An 18,667-nucleotide genomic window follows, 5' to 3' on the forward strand; every position below is an offset into this window, starting at 1 on the left:
AATGATTATGCGATTACTATCTCGTGGGATTGTATTCCGGAGTGGGCTGGCGGCTGCCTGTCCGTTTCATGCTCACCTGTAAAAGGACCGTCCGGCTTCCGAACCTGTAGGGTGAGGTTTTCAGAACTTTACTATCATTGTAGAACGAATACGTTTTTCAGTGGTGAAACTGTGAAGAACCTTTTCTCCCTACCGTAAATGTCCATCAATCCTGGCGCGGCAGTTGCTGCCGGAATCATCGCTGGTGTCGTTGCCACCGGCGCTCAGCTCGTTCTCTGGTGGGTATTCACTGATGCACTCCCCTCCATTTTTTTCCGGGATGCCCGGCTGACTGCGGCAATGCTAATGGGTCCCGATGTTCTCCCGCCACCCGCCACATTCGAGTGGAAAGTCATGATCGTCGCAACCTTTATTCATTTCATGCTCTCCATTGCGTATGGCCTGATTCTGGCGCCCCTCATTTCCCGTCCTGGCATAATGGCTTCCATGCTGGCAGGTGCTGTCTTCGGGCTGATCATCTATGCAACGAATATGTACGGAATGACCCTGATTTTTCCCTGGTTTTCCGTAGCACGGGACTGGATCACCCTGGTTACCCATATCGTATTCGGAATCTCGCTGGCCGTTCCTTACAAATTATTGTCCAGGCCTCATTCCGCATAACGCAAGAGGTTTGAGACAAGCTGGTGAAAAGTTTTTTTCGGGTCTGATTCCCTGCCCGGGTTCGTTTCCGCGGCAATACATTTGTCATCGGTAATCTCATTGCGGCAGAACTCATAGTAATTATTCCAATCCCTGTTATACGCCGGGATATCCTGCTGCCGCACACTTGATCTGAAGTCCTCGATGATTTCATGCATGACCGGTAAACGTGCCCGCAGATAAGTATCGATGCTTCTCGGCCAGTTGGTAGGTTCGGGATACAGGCCCGAGAGGGTGGATAAAATGGCCGAGCGGAATTCTTCAGCAGCCTCCGTCCGCCGTTTGCGGGTGAATATCTCATAAATACTGGCCACTACAATTCCCGCGCCCAGCAAAACCAGGGGCCACATGGGTACGTGAGTAAAGTATGCTGATATTTGATCGCTAAATTCGTTCATGTATTTTTCCGGTTATCTTGTTGCTAGAACATACCAAAACGTGGGGTGTATCACCTTTTTTCTTTTTTTCCGGGTTCCGGGAGTGAGCTTGGCCGGATATGCCAGTGCTCAGGGAGGCGGGCAGCGTAGTGAGCCCGGAAAAAGTATGGCTCTGCCCTAAAATGGAGCACGACTATTCGACGATTATATGCTTTGGAAGGTGGGGGTCAATGCTCAGCGGACAAAGCGGCCGAAGCGGACCACAAATCCTCTTTTTCGGGCTCCTCCTATTTGCAGGATGAGGGTCGGTGCTGGGGCAGGACAGTACCCGGGACAAGGTCGGGAACTCCGGAGGCAGGATCGGTATTATCATTGCAGAACCATTCCTTGCCGTTTGTTGTCGCCAGAACCAGTGTTCTACCGGATCCCCCCGTCACCAGGCCCGGACTCACTCCGGTACTCTTGAATTTTGCTATTACCTCAAAACCTTTTTCCCGGGATTCCGGTGTGAGGCTCTCAACATATTTTCCGGTCCGTGTGGGCACCAGATTGTCGAACTCTTCGGGGGTAGGCCATCTTCCCTTATCCGAATAAAACGTGGCAACAGGAGATTTAACGCTGTCGAGAAGATTGAACGCTTCGGTTACCTGTTCGCGGGCCTGGGAATCCTCATAGAGCCGAAATGCAGGTGGGATAGCGATCGTCGCCAGAATGCCAATGAGGGCAATTACCATCATTGACTCGATCAAGGTTAAGCCCTTCTGATCCTGCTTCATTCTAAAAAAGCTCCTTCTTGGTTAAACGCATTACTATCCCCTGATATCTGCCATTCCTATTTGATCAGGAGCACCGGAATCGTTGAAAGCTGTATGATCTTGCTCGCAACCGAACCCAGCAATATTCCTTTCACCGTTCCAAGTCCACGCGGGCCAAGCACGATCTGATCGAAATTCATTTCTTCCGCATAACGCAGAATGATGTTTGGCGGATGTCCTGAAGAGACATGGAACCGGTAGCTGATCCCGGCCTGATCGAACAATGCCCGCGCCGATGACAGCTCTTTCGTACCTTCTTCCTGGTAATACAGCTCTATGCTCTTCTTGTCTATGAACATCGGCACGTTGCCGCGCAGGGGGAATTGCACGTTCAGCAAATGTATTTCAGGTGCTTCCCTGTATGAGGGAACCAGTTTGATGAACTGTCCGACTGCATTGTCCGATGCCGCTGAACCATCTATCGGCAACAGGAGTTTCAGCATGTTTTCTCCCTCATAACAGTTAATTTGCGCCTACGAACGCGGTTTATCGTTCATATCGTCCATCAGGTCGACAATCGCGGCTCTTCTTGCTCCGGTCCTGTTCGCAAGCCATTTGCCGATGACCACGATCAGCAGAGCGCCGCCGGCGGGTGCAACCCAGTGCAGAAAAGCCGCATTGTTATCCACCCATTCCCTGCTGACCGCGTCGGTAGTGCTCATGCCTCCTGCGATCCAGCCAAGCAGACCCGCACCGACGAAGATAGTGACTGGAAATTTTTCCATGAGTCTCATTACCAGCTTGCTGCCCCAAACGATGATGGGCACACTCACCGCCAGACCAAAGATCACCAGAACGACACTGTCCCTGGCAGCTCCGGCAATGGCAATCACATTATCCAGGCTCATCATGGCGTCGGCGATAATGATAGTTTTAATCGCGCCCAGCAGGGATGTGCTTGCGCTGATCTCATGTCCATTCCCTTCCGGCTCGGGTTGAAGCAATTTGATGCCGATCCATAATAGCAGCAGTGCCGCTACGATTTTCAGGAATGGAATTGCCATCAAGGTGAAGGCGAAGTAGATCAGCACCACCCGCAGCACAATGGCGCCGAATACTCCCCAGAAAATACCGAGATTTCGCTGCTTTTCGGGAAGTCGCCTGCATGCAAGCGCGATAACCACGGCATTATCGCCTCCCAAAATGATATCAATAGCGATAATCTGGAGTACGGCAATCCAGAATTGCGGACTGGCAAGGTCCATAAGAAGTCTCTGAAAAATAGGGAATCAGGTGAAGCGACCAGGGCGTTCAGCCTATCCCCGGAACTGGATTGCGGATTATACCAGCGTCGGATAAATCTGCTTGTATCGGTCCATTGATTGGCGCTGCATCGAGGAACCGCAAGAGTTCGGCTTTGCGCGGCAGTGTATCCTGATAGCCGAGATCGATGAGGGCACGGCAGAAGGGTTCTTCAAACAGAACATAGCTCAGGAGAGACGAGCCATCGCGTCTCATTGCGCCGATGGCCCGGTAAAAAAGCCGGATGGTATGCGGCAGGGTGGCAGCGTGATGCTGCGCAATTTCAGTGAATTCGACACTGGGGGAAATGACCATGTGCTGAATCTGGCGCAGCGGAATGTCGTGATTTTTCATGTTTTCTTCGGGAATCATGCGTAGGGTCCGGTTGATGCGCTGCAACCGTTCCAGATCGACATAAAGGTTGTCGAGAAAAATACTGCTCATGATATGGCCGCCGATCTGCGCGAGCGTGGGATAGCTGTCCACTTTGATCCGCTCAGGCTGGGTTTCCACTATCTTGCGCACGCCAATCACCAGCACACGGTCCGCCCCGAGATGCAGCGCAGGACTCAATGGCGCAAGTTGGCGCATTGAACCATCTCCAAAGTATTCGCGATTGAGCCGCACGGCTGGAAAAAGAAGCGGAATGGCGGAAGAGGCCAGCAGGTGCTCAATTTCGATAGGTGCAGCGACGCCGATGCGGCGTTCCCGCTTCCATGGCCGTATGCTGTCCGCACCCTGATAGAACGTCACCGATTGTCCGCTTGTATAGCCCCAGGCGGTAATGCCGAGAGCATGCAAGGCACCTGTGTCGATACTCTTCTGAATGCCTTGAAGCGGCAGGCTGTTTTCCAGCAGTTGCGCAAGCGGGGAATTGTCGAGCAGGGAGGTCGCACCCTGTTTTCTCAGGCTGCCGAACAGGAGAGATGCGAGCCAGCGTACTGCATTTCCGTATACGCCGAGAGGGTCTGTCCGGTAGGCCTGGTTGACGTGCGCGTTTTCCCATACGGCTGACAGGCGTCGCACACCCTCATGAAAGTTGCGGGCGGAGATAGCGAGAACCGCAGCATTGAATGCGCCGGCGGACGTGCCGCAAATTACAGGGAAGGGGGTGCGCGTTCTCTTTGGCAGCATCGTCGCGATAGCCTGCAGAACGCCTACCTGATAAGCGGCGCGCGCGCCTCCCCCAGTCAGGACAAGGCCCACCTTCGCCCGGGAGGATGACGGGAGCAGGCTCATTCACCGGAATGGCAGAGGCCGCAGGAGCAGCGACATTTCTTCAACCCGAGGATCATTGCGGCTGAATCATGTCTTCCGGTCTTACCCAATCCTGAAATTGATCGATGGTAATGTAGCCGGTTGCAACGGCTGCCTGTTCCAGCGTAGTGCCTTCGCGATGCGCTTTCTTCGCGATTTCAGCCGCCTTGTCGTAACCGATGTGAGGCGCGAGTGCAGTCACCAGCATCAGGGATTTGTGCAGCAACTCGTCTATGCGATCGATGTTTGCGGTGATTCCGATCGCGCAATGCTCGTTGAAGCTTATCATACCATCCGCCAGCAGGCGCACGCTCTGCAGGAAATTATGGATGATAAGCGGTTTCATGACGTTGAGCTCGAAATTCCCCATTGCACCGCCCATATTGATGGCGACATCATTGCCCATCACCTGGCAGCATAGCATGGTAAGCGCCTCTGACTGAGTCGGATTGACTTTGCCCGGCATGATGGAGCTGCCCGGCTCATTTTCAGGAATTTTCAGTTCGCCGATTCCGCAACGCGGGCCCGACGCAAGCCAGCGGATATCATTGGCGATTTTCATGAGCGAGGCTGCCAGAGTCTTGAGCGCACCGTGCGCATAGACGAGCGCATCATTGGCGGCGAGGGCCTCGAACTTGTTGGGGGCTGTCACAAACGGCAGGCCCGTCAACCTTGCCAATTCCGCTGCGACCCGCACTGCAAACTCAGGATGAGTGTTCAGCCCGGTACCAACCGCTGTCCCTCCCAGGGCCAGTTCATATACATGCGGAAGTGCGGCATCAATATGCTCCAGCCCGTGGTCCAGTTGGGAAACATAGCCCGAGAATTCCTGCCCCAAGGTGAGGGGAGTAGCATCCTGCAAATGGGTGCGGCCGATTTTTACAATGCCTGAAAATGCCTCCGCCTTGATGGCCAGCGTATGCCGCAACGCGGCAATGGCAGGCTTCAGCTGATGATGGAGGGAGCAGGCGGCCGCCACATGCATGGCAGAGGGAAACACATCATTGGATGACTGCCCCTTGTTTACATCGTCGTTGGGATGGATCCTGCAATCCGGCCCTCTTCCGCCCCCCAGCAGTTCAGAAGCGCGGTTTGCCAGCACTTCGTTCATATTCATGTTGGTCTGGGTTCCGGAACCGGTCTGCCACACAACCAGGGGAAATTCCGCATCATGATTACCTGCAATCACCTCATCCGCAGCCTGGATGATGGCAGTAGCGCGCTCGTCATCCAGGACACCCAGATCACGATTTACGGCAGCCGCCGCACGCTTCACGAGTGCCAGCGCGTGAAGCAGCGCAGGCGGCATGCGCTCGCCAGAAATTCTGAAATTCTGCAAGGAGCGCTGGGTCTGCGCGCCCCAAAGCGCCTGCGCAGGCACCTGTACTGAGCCCATCGTATCCCGTTCATTACGGTAATTCATATTAGCCTTAGATCAAGGAAAGACAGGCGGGCATATAAGAAATACCTGAGCGCACGCATTCGCCGGCTCAGGCAGAAATAAAAGCAGTCAGGAAGGGAGACCGCGGAGAGGCCGCATGTTTGACACAGGCGCACGGAGATTCGGCGAGTGCTGCTGCAAAGATTGAAAACTGATCCAGCGAAAGTTTATTCGTACTTATTCTGAAGAAGAACACGTCAAATCGCCTGGACATAATGCGATGAGACGTGCCGATCAATTATGTACTGATCAGTTTTCGATCCGGAAGGATCCTTCGCCGGGTTGACCGGTTTCAGGATCGATCCAGTCGGATATGCCAATCTCGTCCTCGGCTTGCTCCAGGGTTTCTCCCGGTTCATAGTCCGAGTCGGCGTTGTACTCCATATCCTGGATGGCTTCAAGTAAGGTGGGGAAGGGGCCGAATACCCTGTCGCCCTCTTTTTCGTCATGCCAATAAAAACCATCGGGCCGTTCAACAACGCGCGTGGTGTCGTAGTCGCGGGACCCTTGTGGAATTGTATGAGCCATTGCCACCTCCATCAGATAGAGATTCGAATGAAAGTCAATGTTAACCTCGTCCTTTAAATTTTACCAGCGCAAATAATCAGTGTGTAGAGAACAAATAAACTGTCGGGGTTTGTGGCAAATGATCTGTCCGGGTTCAACTGTACCGAAGGAGGTACGGGGAATAAGGCGGATGGAATTGCTACAGGAGATACGGAAGAAAGGGCACGGCGCTGCGACCCTGTTGGAGTCAGGCCATGACGGGCCCAGGAACAGTGCTGGAGTGCGCCGAGCGCAGCATGGACGGGCATGTAATGGTTGTAGAAGAAGCCAAGCTGCAAGGGAAACGGAAGGTTTGCACCGAACAGCATGTGGAAGAGTCCCGCGTCAGATGCATCACTGCCGGTACCAGCAGCGCCCTCTGCTCAAACGTCCGAAACGCTCGGGACCAGTCCAAGTATAGCAGGTCAACCGCAAAGGAATGCTGAGGTTAACCGGCAGATTGAGCAACGGGCAAAAGGGAGATTAAATCGGAAAGCGATTTTGCAGTTTGGCCGCCCGAGCGAGATATTGCGACTGCTCGATGTGCCAGATTTGCCGATACATCTAACCCAGCACACCTTGAGCGAGAAGCTATAAAAAACGCAAAGGCCGCGATTGGCTTAGGAACATGGGAGCGTCTAATTCGCTCCGGCCACAAGCCAAGGCGACCCTTGACAATGCCATTGTATATAACACTGATCCTATCCGCAATCCGCCGGAAATCTCTTTTTCCAGGAAAGATCCGGCCAAGGGATACTATAGAAGTCGATGGTACCGGGCACCCGGCGACGAAAGCAATGGCGAGCGGATATGGCCGATCGATGAGGGCATAAGGAATTTTTGGAGGTGGTTCAATGGCTTTCGACATGGAAGAGTTGAAGCGAAAGATGCGAGCGGCAAAGACCGGCGACGAGCTGGCGGCACTGATAATGGAACTGCCGGACAGACCGTTACACGAGATGAGCGAGGAAGACCGCGAGTTTTTTATCATGAAACAAAAGATCGAATCGGAGCTTTTGACCTTAACCACAAAAACCGGAAAGACAAAGGATGGTTAGGGCGTGGCGTTAATATTACGAGCAGCCCCTACGAATTGCGGCTTACCGAAGTTCTGAAGGAAATCCGGAAAGACAGAAAGGCAATCTGTACAAGCTGGATATCCCTGATTCGGTATTGCCGGCCTTGACAGGATTGCACTGCTGTCTCGCAACGGTGAAAAGCTGGATGCAATCCGGGAAGCGGAATTTTCTGCCGGGCTGCTGACCAAGAACAAACCACGCTGGAAGCGGGCAGGCCATTAACGTGCGCCGAAGTGCTGGAAAAGACACACCACCTGAGCGTGGCCGACATGAAGGATATGGCGCTGAATGTTCAGACCTCTATCGCAGTATTCAAATCAACCCACGGAGAAGGGAATATTGTGCTTGTGGCCGAGGCGCGGAATGCAATGTGGCAGACCTCGGGATTGAGGCTTGCTGCCAGGCGACGCTAAAACCCGAAATGCGAAGAGTTGTTTTCAGCGGGGAGTGAGGGCAGGCAGGCTCTTCGTGACGCGCCTGCTGCCCCTCTCTTTTATTCTAGTCCCAGTTCAACACCCCGCCAGTTTGGTACTCGGTAACGCGTGTTTCAAAAAAGTTCTTTTCCTTTTTCAGGTCGATCATTTCAGACATCCAGGGGAAGGGATTGCTGGCTCCCGGATAGAGAATGTCCAGACCTATCTGCTGGCAGCGGCGGTTGGCGATATAGCGCAGGTATTCCTTGAACATGGGCGCGTTCAACCCCAGAACGCCGCGTGGCATGGTGTCCTCGGCATAACGGTATTCCAGTTCCACCGCTTTTTGCATCAGTGCGCTGATTTCGCTGCGAAATTCTTTGGTCCACAAATGCGGATTTTCCATCTTGATCTGATTCACGACATCGATGCCGAAATTGCAGTGCATGGATTCATCCCGCAGAATGTATTGATACTGCTCGGCTGAGCCCGTCATCTTATTCTGTCTTCCCAGCGCCAGGACCTGTATGAAACCCACATAAAAGAACAGGCCTTCCATGATGCAGGCGAATACGATCAGGCTTTTCAGCAGTTTCTGGTCCGCTTCGAGCGTGCCCGTCCTGAATGCCGGATCAGTTAGCGTATCGATAAAGGGAATCAGAAATTCATCCTTCTCGCGGATGGATCTCACTTCGTGATAGGCGTTGAAAATCTCGCCTTCGTCCAGCCCCAGCGATTCGACGATGTACTGATAGGCATGCGTATGAATCGCTTCTTCAAATGCCTGCCGTAACAGGTACTGGCGGCATTCCGGATTGGTGATGTGCCGGTAAGTGCCGAGTACGATGTTATTGGCGGCCAGCGAATCCGCGGTAACGAAGAAGCCCAGGTTGCGCTTGACTATCCGCCGCTCATCCTCGGTCAGTCCGTTCGGATCTTTCCAGAGGGCGATATCGCGGCTCATGTTGATTTCCTGAGGCATCCAGTGGTTGGCGCAGGCCGCCAGATACTTCTCCCACGCCCACTTGTACTTGAAAGGTACCAACTGGTTGACATCCGCCTTGCAATTGATGATGCGCTTGTCTTCCACCGACACGCGCCGATGTATGTCCTCTGCGGCATAGCCCTTTTCCGCAGCGCCATTCCCTGCACGCACTCCCGCGACATCGCTCACGCCGCTTTCTGCCTCGGCCCCGCTCATGTCGGCAAGGCGGTTCGCTGCTTCAGGGCCCATCCCGGCTCCGGCAAGCGCTCCCGGATCGCCGTTTCTCCGCGGCGCCGGCTGCATCATTTCATCCTCGAATATCAACATATCTTTCTCCTAATATTACATTTTAATTGTTATTGGCATGATTCACATTCCGGATCATCGATGGAACAGAACACATCTGTCGCGAGCGCTGCCGCACTCATGGCTGGCATGTTCCCTTCTGCGGACACTGCATTCAAAGAGCCCGCCTGGACTGTAGATTTTTCTGCCGACGTTGCTCCGAGCGAGCGCAGATAGTAGGTCGTCTTCAAGCCACGCAACCAGGCCAGTTTGTAGGTTTCATCCAGCTTTTTGCCGGAGACGCCTCCAATATAGATATTCAGCGACTGGGACTGATCTATCCATTTCTGCCTGCGCGCTGCCGCTTCGATCAGCCACTGGGGTTCTACCTCGAAGGCAGTGGCATAAAGCCTGCGGAGATCGGTTGGTACACGATCTATCTTGCCCAGGGCTCCATCGAAATACTTGATATCAGAAATCATGACCTCGTCCCATAGCCCAAGCTTTTTCAGGTCGCTTACCAGATATTGGTTGGCAATGGTGAATTCTCCCGACAAATTGGATTTGACGTAAAGATTCTTGAAGGTTGGCTCGATGCTGGCTGAAACGCCGACAATGTTAGAAATGGTCGCGGTGGGCGCTATTGCCAGGCAGTTGGAGTTACGCATGCCGTGGTTTTTGATGCGTTCGCGCAGCGTTTCCCAGTCCAGCGTCGATGATCTGTCCGCCTCGATGTATCCCCCGCGTTCTTCCTGCAGCAGGTCGAGCGTATCCTGAGGCAGAATTCCGCGATCCCACAGACTGCCGCGATAGGAAGCATAACGTCCCCGCTCTTCGGCCAGTTCGGTCGAGGCCCAGTAGGCATGGTAGGCGATCGCTTCCATGGCATGGTCCGCAAATTCCACTGCTTCATCCGAGGCGTAGGGAATGCGCATCCTGTGCAGGCAATCCTGGAAGCCCATGATGCCCAGCCCGACAGGCCGGTGCCTGAGATTGGAGTTGCGTGCCTTGGCGACGGCATAGAAATTGATATCGATCACATTGTCGAGCATGCGCATGGCGAGGCTGACAGTACGCTTGAGCTTGTCGTCATCGATCTTCCCGATATCATCGATGTGGGCTGCCAGATTGATCGAGCCGAGATTGCATACCGCGATTTCCTGATCATTGGTATTCAGCGTTATCTCAGTGCAGAGATTGGAACTGTGCACCACGCCGATATGGTTTTGCGGCGAGCGGATATTGCAGGCATCCTTGAAGGTGATCCATGGATGCCCGGTTTCAAACAGCATGCTCAGCATCTTGCGCCATAACTGCACCGCGGGTATCGTCTTGTACAGGCCGAGTTCGCCGCGCGCGACTTTATCCTCATAGGCGAGATAAGCCTGCTCGAATGCCTTGCCATACTTCTCATGCAGATCAGGCACATCCGAAGGCGAAAAGAGTGTCCATTCGCCCCCTTCCATTACCCGTTTCATGAACAGGTCGGGAACCCATGTAGCCGTGTTCATGTCATGCGTGCGCCGGCGATCGTCCCCGGTATTCTTGCGCAGTTCCAGAAACTCCTCGATGTCCAGATGCCAGGATTCGAGGTAGGCACAAACGGCGCCCTTGCGTTTGCCGCCCTGGTTTACCGCTACCGCCGTATCGGATACCACCTTGAGAAAGGGGACTACGCCCTGAGATTTGCCGTTGGTGCCCTTGATATGTGATCCCATTGCCCGCACACGCGTCCAATCATTGCCCAGCCCTCCCGCATACTTGGCAAGCAGCGCGTTTTCCTTGATTGCCTCGTAAATACCATCCAGGTCGTCCGGCACTGTCGTGAGATAGCACGAAGACAATTGCGAGCGGCGCGTACCGGAATTAAACAGGGTGGGCGTGGAACTCATGAAATCAAAGTTAGACAGCACATGGTAGAACTCTATCGCCCGGGCTTCACGATCGATTTCGTTCAATGCAAGCCCCATCGCCACCCGCATGAAAAATGCCTGGGGCAACTCGATGCGGCGCTCCTGTATATGCAGGAAATAACGGTCATACAAGGTTTGTAAACCGAGATAGCCAAATTTAAGATCGCGCTCCGCGTGGAGGGCTTTTGCCAGCCGGGGCAGGTCAAACTGCGCCAGCCGCTCATCCAGCAGTTCGGCCTCGATCCCGCGCTTTATGAAGGCCGGGAAATATTCCATATAGCGCTCAGCCATTTCCCTTTGTACGATTTCCTCGCCCAGCACCTCGAAGCGGAGCGAGTGCAGCAGCAAGCGCGCCGTAACGTAGCTGTAGGCCGGCTCTTTTTCCAGCAATGCACGTGCCGACAGGATTACCGATTTCCTTACTTCCTCCATCGGCACTCCATCATACAAATCCTTGAGCGTGGCTTTAAGTATCAGCGCAGGATCGACCGCTGCACCCAGACCTTCGCAGCAGGATTCGATCAGCGCCAGCAGTCTCGCGGTATCGAGCGGAACCGTGCGCCCATCCTCGAGCACGTTCAAGACGCTGCCGGTCACCTCCGCTGCATCCGTTTCCTTTTGCTGCGCCCGCTTGCGCGCGCGATCCTCGCGGTACAGCACATAGGCTCGCGCCACATCGTGCTCGCCCGAGCGCATCAATGCGAGTTCCACCTGATCCTGGATATCCTCGATATGAAAAGTTCCACCCGAGGGCTGACGACGCATCAAGGCGTTCACTACATCTTCGGTCAGGCGCCCCACCACTTCGCGTACCCTGGCCGAAGCGGCACCCTGGCTGCCCTCGACGGCGAGAAACGCTTTCGTCATGGCAATGGAAATTTTGTTCGGCTCGAATCCGGCCACTGAGCCATTACGGCGAATGATCCTGTATTGGGAATAGCGCGGATCATGGCCGGGAGGGTTCGAAGAAAACTCGTAGCCTGCCATTGCCGGCCGGGACGTTTGATCTGTGGAAAGCTGCATGCTGGATGCTCCTCATTTGTAAGGGAAATGTGCCGAATTCCTGGGCAAAGCTTGATATTGTGGGTGTTGTGGAAATGCTGTGGAAAACCTGTGCACTACTATATATAGTAGTGCATGATAGTGTGCTCAACTACCTCTAGTGCCCAAGGCTCAATAGTCCTATATTTTCTGACGGGTGTCAAAAGGTATTTTTTGGGTCTTCGAGGCTGCGACTTTCAGGACTTTGACGACCATATCCGGAAGATGATGTTCACGGAAGCTGAGTCAATCCGGGGTGAAAAGCCGAGCATGGCGGCGAGAGGTGTAGAGTTGATTTCCCTGGAGGAGGACCGGGAGAGAAGCGCCAGAGGCCTTCCGGTAATGCTGTTCTTGCCAAAAAACCCCATCCCTGTGAAAGCGGATGGGGTGTACCACGCTGTTACGATCTGACTTAAAACTTGATCCTTTAGATAACGTTATCCAGGATCACCCGGCTTTGCTTGTTCCACTGCACATCCATGAGGTTGGAGAACCGTGTAATCACCTGGATGGCAACGCCACCGGAGAACAGGGCTGCCCAGGCCAGCACCACGAAGCCCCAGTGCAATGGCGCGCTGAAGAGTTCCTCCATGAACCAGAAGGCATGACCCCATTCATTGAGGCCTACGTTCGGAAGGCTCATCAGCGGGCCGGCTATGGCCATCAGCAGCGGAAACGACGTTCCCTTGTTGTAGAGCGGCAATCGCGTACTTGCATACAGGAAAGTCGATACGCCCATAATGATGTACATCGGGAACGCCCCATAGAACAGCGGTATATGGCTGGGTGTGAAGCTCGTGTCGCGGATGATCACCTGATGCCAGGAAGCATCCTGCTCGGTGAAGAAGCTCGATCCCCAGTAGACGGCGAACAGGTACACGCCAAGCCACATCAGGAAATAGAAGTACCGCTTGATCTCCTGCTTGATCGTCAGGCTGGCCAATTCCTCCTTGGTGCTGCGGGTCTTCCACAGCCACCCCCAGTATAAGGCGGCCATGGTGGGCCAGAGTATCATCTGGAAGCGCCACAGCCCCATCCAGATTTGATCGAACTCCGGTTCCATGGAGTCCATCCCGTGGGAATAGGCATAGGTGCGTTGAAACCAGATCCAGAAAACCGCCATCCCCAGTATCGGCAGCAGACCCAGCTTGTAGAACCTGGAGTCATACCATTCCGACATGTCGTAAGCAGGACTGCTCGCACTGCTCTCCCTCTTGTGACCAACAGCAATGGTCTCGGGTGTAATTGCAGACATCGCTAACTCCTTTTGCAAATAATCAAGAACCCCACCGGGGTATCAAAATTAAGAACAAAAACTACCAGCCCAAGGATTCAGTCAAATTTGACTGGTAGAAATGATAATCAGATCGAATACGACCTTTGTCTGATTACCTGAAGAGAAGTCTCCAATGTCATATCCTCCTATTTAGATGAATTAGTCATACCTGTTTTTTTACAGGTACTTGTTAGTACTCATCTATAAGATAAAGTTCAATTGCAATGATATATAAATAGACAGCAATGTTTTTTGTGTACTTTATATATATGCATATCATAATTCTGCCAAGGAACCAGAGAAACTGGAGGAGCCCAATCCAGCTTGCGCTGAATTGGCATGGACGACAGACCCTGATAAACAAAAGGCCTTACTCAAGGAGTGCCCAAAAGGCTTACCTGAAGAGTATAGCTAAGTCAGAAAAAGAGCTGGTGATGGATTAATTATTACCGTATGGTCATGGAGTGCGATATCACTCTTTGCGATGATGCTGCTGGTGGGGATCGGCAGACCTCCCTGGATGATTATTACATTCAGATGAGTGGCGGTCTCAGCCTCAAGGAAATGAATGTTCTGATGGTAATTTCTATCGTGCTGCTCGTGCTGGTCAACAAGATTCCACCCATGCTAAGCAGCATTGTAGGCGGCGGGGCAGGGGGATAGGCAACCTGGGTGCAGGGGCAGCGATTGCAACTGCCGCAACAGCAACCGGTATCGCCACCGGCATGATGATGGCTTCAGCCACCAATGCAGCAGGCGGAGCATCCGCCATCAAGGCGGCGTTCGATGCGGCGCATGCCAGCATGGAAGGCGGCATGGGCATGTTTGCCGAAACGCAACCCAGGCAGAGCATTCCGTTGGGCGGGTTGGCCCAGGCAATGGGCACGCCCCCGCGCTTTGTGGCCGAAATGGGCTCCCACCTTGCTCGTGGAGGTATGGAGGCGGTAAAGAGCGGACTTGCTTCGCAAGGCGGGCGTGTCGCTCAAACCCCTGGCGGAAAAGTTGCCTCGCCATTCGCTCCAATATTCCTGAGCCGCAATTCAAGGGCAACACCTTCGCTGGATCGACAGAGACGAGGCTGGACGCCGAAGCGGAAGCAGCTGCTTTCCGGGACAGTAAGTAAGAGGGCAGGGGAGTGATGGATCTACCCCCCGATTTGCCGGAGCGGGTCTCTTGCTCGATTGAGGCCGCGATTACGTATGAAGTCCCCGCAAACATCCTTCTCGCCATAGCGGAAAAGGAGAGCGGCAAGCCAGGGCAGTGTGTGAAAAACTCGAACGATACCTACGATATCCGCCCGATGCAGTTCAATACTGTGTATTTATCCGATTTGGCCAAGTACGGCATCAGATCCGAGCATGTGGCACAACCGGAATGTTATTCCTATGCGCTCGTCGCCTAGAGCGTTTTTCTTCTAGTTGGAATCGGGGGGATTCCTCTGTGCGTCAAAATAGGAGAGGATTAGGGTGGAGGTGAGACATGCCGAGAGCTTATTCCGGGGATTTGCGCCGCCGGGTTGTGGCGGACGTGGACAAGGGCCTGAGTGTCAGGGCCGTGGCCGATAAATATTCAGTCAGCCCATCCTTTGTATCGAAGATAACCTGCCTGTGGAGACAGGAAGGGAGCGTTTCCCCGCGCAGGATCGGGGGCTACCGGCGTCATGCGCTGCAAGCCCATGCCGCGGAGGTCAGGGGCAAGCTTCTGGAGGACAAGGGAATAACGCTTGCGGGGCTGCGCGACTGGATTGAAGAGACTTTGGGGGTTCGTGTCCACATCTCCTCCGTTGACCGGTTTATCCGCTCGCTGGGATACAGTTATAAAAAAAACACTGCGGACCAGCGAACAAGAGCGTGCTGACGTGGCGGCGGCAAGGCTCGCCTGGCGGGACTGGCAAAAGACCTGCGACCCCGGGCGCCTGATCTTTCTCGATGAAACGGGAGCAAGCACGAACATGACGAGGCAGCATGGACGCTGCCCTGTGGGAGAGCGATGCCATGACCACGCTCCCGGCGGTCACTGGAAAACCATGACTTTCGTTGCCGGCCTGCATCTTGACGGCCTGGTTGCGCCGTGGTGCCTGGATGCTCCCATGAACGGCGCAGCTTTCCTGGCTTATGTGGAAACCCGGCTCTGCCCCGCGCTCAAGCAAGGCGATATTGTCGTCTGTGACAACCTGGGCAGCCACAAGGTCGCGGGTGTCCGGGAAATGATCGAGGACAAAGGCGCAAGAATCCTTTATCTGCCGCCCTATTCTCCCGACCTCAACCCTATCGAGCAGGCCTTCTCCAAAATCAAAACCCTCCTGCGTAAAGCTGCCGAACGATCCTTTGATGCTCTCTGGGTCGCCATCGGCCGCATTATTGAAACCATCCGGCCCCAGGAATGCCGCAACTACTTCGCCAACTCCGGATATGTATCCAACTAAACGAGAAATGCTCTAGAAGAAAAACGCTCTAATTACTCACTGTATCTGTTTCAACAGTACTCGCGCCTCATCGATTTCAGCAAAATGCTTTCCGCTGGCAAGCACATATTCAAGTTCTTTTCTGGCTTTAGCTTGGTCGCCTGATTTAGCCAGCCCATGTGCCAAGTGGTACCGGATTGTCGGCGCCTCGGGCGCTAGCGACGTTGCCTTTTGAAGGAGCGGGAGCCCACGGGCAGCATTTCCCTGTTCGACTAATATCCACCCCAAGGTATCCAATATGGCAGGGTTTTCCGTAGCTAGCTGATATGCCCTTTCCGCATATTCCAAGGCCCTAGGGTCCTTTTGGCGCTGATAAGCGGTAGCCAGGTTATTGAGTGCTGGAGCAAACTTCGGTTGCTCTTTCAGGACAGTTTGATATTGCTCGACTGCGGCAGTCAGTTTTCCTTCTGTGAGAAACGTGTCCGCGAGGTACATTCGAGCAGGTAAATCATCTGGGTGTTTTTTCAACCATTCGGTCAAGCGAAGGTCTGCCTCCTTATCTTTTCCCGCCTGCCTGAGCGATGCGTGGAGCTTGATCAATAAGGCCGGGTTTTTATTAATCGCGAATGCCTGTTCATAGGCACTTGCAGCAAGTGCAGGTTTTTTCTGTTTCAGCAACAGGTCGCCCTCGGCTATATAACCCGCGGGTGATCCTTTATGCTGTTTCTGGATTTGGCGCGCCATCGCAATTGCTTTCTCATAATTATCCTGTTCTGCTTCAATCTTGATCTGCGCCAATTGTGCAGCCAGATAATCGGGTTTTATAGTCAGCGATTTTTTCAGCGCATCTGATGCGGCGGAGAGGTTTTGCATTGCCATATGAATGGAGGCGATGCGGAATTGAACAAGCGCCGACTCCGGTTGTACGGCAGCGAGGCGGGTGTAGCTCTCTAGGGCGCCTGATCTGTCATTGTTGGCTAGTTGAGCCTGTGCCAGTAAATCCAGCACCGCGGGTTCCTTGGCATGTGTCCCTTCCAGTTTCTTGGCGAGAGCCAGCGCCTTCTGCTTTTCGCCCAAACGAAGATAATGTGATCCAAGCAGGGTGGCTGGCTGAAGGATATCCGGATTTGCTTGCATTGCTCGTTCCAGCCACTCGGTCGCCTCCTTTTTTTGTCCCTGGCTGAGAGCAAGGCCAGCCAGCGCGGCCATGGCTTGGCTATTCTTTTTGTCTTTTTCCAGAATGGCTTCGAAGCGTTTCTTAGCCATCTCCGGCTTGTGGTTCTGCACATCCAGTTGGGCCAGATTAGCGGCAGCTGGAAAGTAGGATGGCTGGATGGCAAGCGCTTTCTCAAAGCTCACTCTAGCATTCGCTATATCGTTCTTGCCAAGATATACACCGCCTTTCAGGTTTTGAATGAGCGGATTATCCGGATTCTCCTTCTCCAATGCCTTTACCGCGGCGAGCGCCTTGTCGAATTCCTTGAGGCGTAAATGGGTCATGACCAGCAGGATTCCTGCGCGTGGCGATTTGGGGTCAAGTTTTGTCGCTGTTTCCAGTTCGGAGATGGCGCGCGCACTCTCCCCTTGTCCCAACCTGCTCATGCTTAAAGCAGTATGAAGCATCGCACTTCTTGGTGCGATATCGCTGGCCTTTTCAAAATATTCCGTGGCTTTCGCAAAATCCCTGGCTTGCATGTAAGCTTCTCCAGCCAAAGCGAACAACTGAGGATCCTCCTTCACATTTTTGAGCGATGGGGTCAGGATGTCGATCGCGCGTTTCGTCTCGCCATTTTTTAACATCACGGAAGCAAGCAGCTTGCGCGCGTAGACATTTCCGGGATCCTTCTCCAGATAATATTTCAGGTGTTGTTCCGCCTGCGGCATGGATCCCAGAGCAAACTGTACTGCGCCCGCGAGCAACACGCTGGGCATGTGCTCCGGCGATTTACTGAGTATCTGCTGGAGCGATTCCAGCGCGGCAGCAGGCTTTTTCTGACTGAAATCGAGCAAAGCCTGGGTATAGAACACCATCAAGCTGGGACTGATCTTGCGTGCAGCGTCGATATCCGCCTTTGCCGCCTCGAACTTGCCCGTTCCAATTTCGATGAATGCCTTGTTGATATAGGCAATGCTCGCGTTCGGCTTCAGCTTCACCACCTGGTCATAGGCAGCCAGAGCTTCCCCGGATTTGCCTTGCATCCGAAGAAGGTCGCCCTTGAACAACCAGGCATCGACGTTTTGCGGGCTCCGGGAAACCGCCTGTTCCGAGAAATGGGTTGCGGCTTCCACATCCCTTTGCCGCAGGGAATATTTCGCCAGGCCGATTAACGCGTCGGCAGAATCCGGATTTTGTCCAAGTGCTTGCTCGAACAGTGTCTTTGCTTCCGAAGCCTTGCCTAATCCGAGCTGCGCGTTCCCCCGGAGCGTGAGTATCTGCGCTGACTTTGTTTTGTCGGCCAGTTCCTTCGTTTCATCCAGGATTTGTTGATAGGCGCCTAGCCTGAGCAGGGTTTGTCCCAGTTCGGGCAGCACCGTGCCGGCATCCATATCCAGGCTCAATGCCTTGCGAAGCTCCTTTTCTGCAGACTGAAAATCCCCAGTCTTGTTGTATATTGCGCCAAGCAGATACCGCGCTTCCGAATTATCCGGGTTCTGCTGCAAGACATTTTTTAGCTGGATAATGGCTGACTTGTGATCCCCGCTTTCTTCGTAGCGCTTCGCATCCGCCATCAGCTTCGCCGGATCCCCCGCTTTGTTACAGCCTTGCATGCTCCCTGTGGTGAGGGCGGCAGCGATTGCGAGCATCAGCCCCGTCTTTTTTAATGCAGTCTTTCTAAAAGCGCGCATGTAAATTCCCTTCTTCGAATCAGCGACCAGGTCCACCTTCAAAC

The 18,667-nt window shown here is 53.7% G+C and carries 18 protein-coding genes; 7 read left to right on the forward strand and 11 right to left on the reverse strand.

Features of this window, described 5'->3' with window-relative positions; all coding sequences use genetic code 11:
• Positions 1 to 198: 198 nt before the first annotated feature.
• Positions 199 to 663: a sodium:proline symporter gene (locus tag ACZ5BW_RS01790; RefSeq protein WP_464541947.1), complete on the forward strand. Its 465-nt coding sequence runs from the start codon at positions 199 to 201 to the stop codon at positions 661 to 663.
• Here ACZ5BW_RS01790 and ACZ5BW_RS01795 read toward each other — a convergent pair.
• The 7 genes from ACZ5BW_RS01795 to ACZ5BW_RS01825 form a co-directional block, all read right to left on the reverse strand.
• Positions 651 to 1,100, reverse strand: a complete 450-nt coding sequence (locus ACZ5BW_RS01795) for a hypothetical protein (protein ID WP_464541949.1) — start codon at positions 1,098 to 1,100, stop codon at positions 651 to 653. The genes ACZ5BW_RS01790 and ACZ5BW_RS01795 overlap by 13 nt on opposite strands.
• A gap of 266 nt (positions 1,101 to 1,366) precedes the next feature.
• Complete coding sequence (locus ACZ5BW_RS01800; protein WP_464541951.1) at positions 1,367 to 1,855, reverse strand: pilin; 489 nt, start codon at positions 1,853 to 1,855, stop codon at positions 1,367 to 1,369.
• A gap of 56 nt (positions 1,856 to 1,911) precedes the next feature.
• Positions 1,912 to 2,337, reverse strand: coding sequence for a universal stress protein (locus ACZ5BW_RS01805; protein ID WP_464541953.1), 426 nt, complete (start codon positions 2,335 to 2,337; stop codon positions 1,912 to 1,914).
• Positions 2,338 to 2,367: 30 nt separating this feature from the next.
• Positions 2,368 to 3,099 carry a TerC family protein gene (locus tag ACZ5BW_RS01810; RefSeq protein ID WP_464541955.1) on the reverse strand — a complete coding sequence of 244 codons (732 nt, stop codon included), beginning with the start codon at positions 3,097 to 3,099 and terminating at the stop codon, positions 2,368 to 2,370.
• Positions 3,100 to 3,145: 46 nt separating this feature from the next.
• The gene (locus tag ACZ5BW_RS01815; RefSeq protein WP_464541957.1) at positions 3,146 to 4,375 is read right to left on the reverse strand and encodes a patatin-like phospholipase family protein; all 1,230 of its coding nucleotides are present in this window, start codon (positions 4,373 to 4,375) and stop codon (positions 3,146 to 3,148) included.
• Between the two features lie 52 nt (positions 4,376 to 4,427).
• Positions 4,428 to 5,816: a class II fumarate hydratase gene (gene fumC, locus ACZ5BW_RS01820; protein ID WP_464541959.1), complete on the reverse strand. Its 1,389-nt coding sequence runs from the start codon at positions 5,814 to 5,816 to the stop codon at positions 4,428 to 4,430.
• Between the two features lie 267 nt (positions 5,817 to 6,083).
• Entirely contained in the window at positions 6,084 to 6,362 is a 279-nt protein-coding gene (locus ACZ5BW_RS01825; RefSeq protein ID WP_464541961.1) for a hypothetical protein, read from the reverse strand.
• A gap of 872 nt (positions 6,363 to 7,234) precedes the next feature.
• On the opposite strand from ACZ5BW_RS01825, the gene ACZ5BW_RS01830 reads away from it, so the two are divergent.
• Both ACZ5BW_RS01830 and ACZ5BW_RS01835 read left to right on the forward strand, forming a co-directional pair.
• On the forward strand, positions 7,235 to 7,438 hold the full coding sequence (locus ACZ5BW_RS01830) for a hypothetical protein (RefSeq protein WP_464541963.1): 204 nt from the start codon (positions 7,235 to 7,237) through the stop codon (positions 7,436 to 7,438).
• A gap of 254 nt (positions 7,439 to 7,692) precedes the next feature.
• Entirely contained in the window at positions 7,693 to 7,872 is a 180-nt protein-coding gene (locus tag ACZ5BW_RS01835) for a hypothetical protein (RefSeq protein WP_464541965.1), read from the forward strand.
• 85 nt (positions 7,873 to 7,957) lie between these two features.
• Here ACZ5BW_RS01835 and ACZ5BW_RS01840 read toward each other — a convergent pair whose 3' ends face one another.
• The 3 genes from ACZ5BW_RS01840 to ACZ5BW_RS01850 form a co-directional block, all read right to left on the reverse strand.
• The gene (locus ACZ5BW_RS01840) at positions 7,958 to 9,184 is read right to left on the reverse strand and encodes a ribonucleotide-diphosphate reductase subunit beta (RefSeq protein ID WP_464541967.1); all 1,227 of its coding nucleotides are present in this window, start codon (positions 9,182 to 9,184) and stop codon (positions 7,958 to 7,960) included.
• A gap of 29 nt (positions 9,185 to 9,213) precedes the next feature.
• A complete protein-coding gene (locus ACZ5BW_RS01845) occupies positions 9,214 to 12,042 on the reverse strand; it encodes a ribonucleoside-diphosphate reductase subunit alpha (RefSeq protein ID WP_464543748.1) in 2,829 nt (942 codons plus the stop codon).
• Between the two features lie 481 nt (positions 12,043 to 12,523).
• The gene (locus tag ACZ5BW_RS01850; protein WP_464541969.1) at positions 12,524 to 13,351 is read right to left on the reverse strand and encodes a methane monooxygenase/ammonia monooxygenase subunit C; all 828 of its coding nucleotides are present in this window, start codon (positions 13,349 to 13,351) and stop codon (positions 12,524 to 12,526) included.
• Positions 13,352 to 13,825: 474 nt separating this feature from the next.
• Between ACZ5BW_RS01850 and ACZ5BW_RS01855 the strand changes: the two genes are divergently transcribed.
• The 4 genes from ACZ5BW_RS01855 to ACZ5BW_RS01870 all read left to right on the forward strand — a co-directional run bounded on the left by ACZ5BW_RS01855 (position 13,826) and on the right by ACZ5BW_RS01870 (position 15,797).
• Positions 13,826 to 14,035 (forward strand): hypothetical protein, encoded by a 210-nt coding sequence (locus tag ACZ5BW_RS01855; protein ID WP_464541971.1) that lies wholly within the window; start codon positions 13,826 to 13,828, stop codon positions 14,033 to 14,035.
• Positions 14,036 to 14,097: 62 nt separating this feature from the next.
• Complete coding sequence (locus ACZ5BW_RS01860; protein ID WP_464541973.1) at positions 14,098 to 14,511, forward strand: hypothetical protein; 414 nt, start codon at positions 14,098 to 14,100, stop codon at positions 14,509 to 14,511.
• Positions 14,511 to 14,774, forward strand: a complete 264-nt coding sequence (locus ACZ5BW_RS01865) for a lysozyme family protein (protein ID WP_464541975.1) — start codon at positions 14,511 to 14,513, stop codon at positions 14,772 to 14,774. Before ACZ5BW_RS01860 ends, ACZ5BW_RS01865 begins: the two co-directional genes overlap by 1 nt.
• Before the next feature lie 77 nt (positions 14,775 to 14,851).
• A protein-coding gene (locus ACZ5BW_RS01870; RefSeq protein ID WP_464541977.1) for an IS630 family transposase occupies positions 14,852 to 15,797 on the forward strand; the annotation gives its coding sequence in 2 pieces (ribosomal slippage) (positions 14,852 to 15,175 and positions 15,177 to 15,797; 945 coding nt in all).
• 36 nt (positions 15,798 to 15,833) lie between these two features.
• On the opposite strand, the gene prsT is transcribed toward ACZ5BW_RS01870, so the two are convergent.
• A complete protein-coding gene (gene prsT, locus ACZ5BW_RS01875) occupies positions 15,834 to 18,623 on the reverse strand; it encodes an XrtA/PEP-CTERM system TPR-repeat protein PrsT (RefSeq protein WP_464541979.1) in 2,790 nt (929 codons plus the stop codon).
• Positions 18,624 to 18,667 lie beyond the last annotated feature (44 nt).

The organism is Nitrosospira sp. TNL300 (assembly GCF_055385915.1).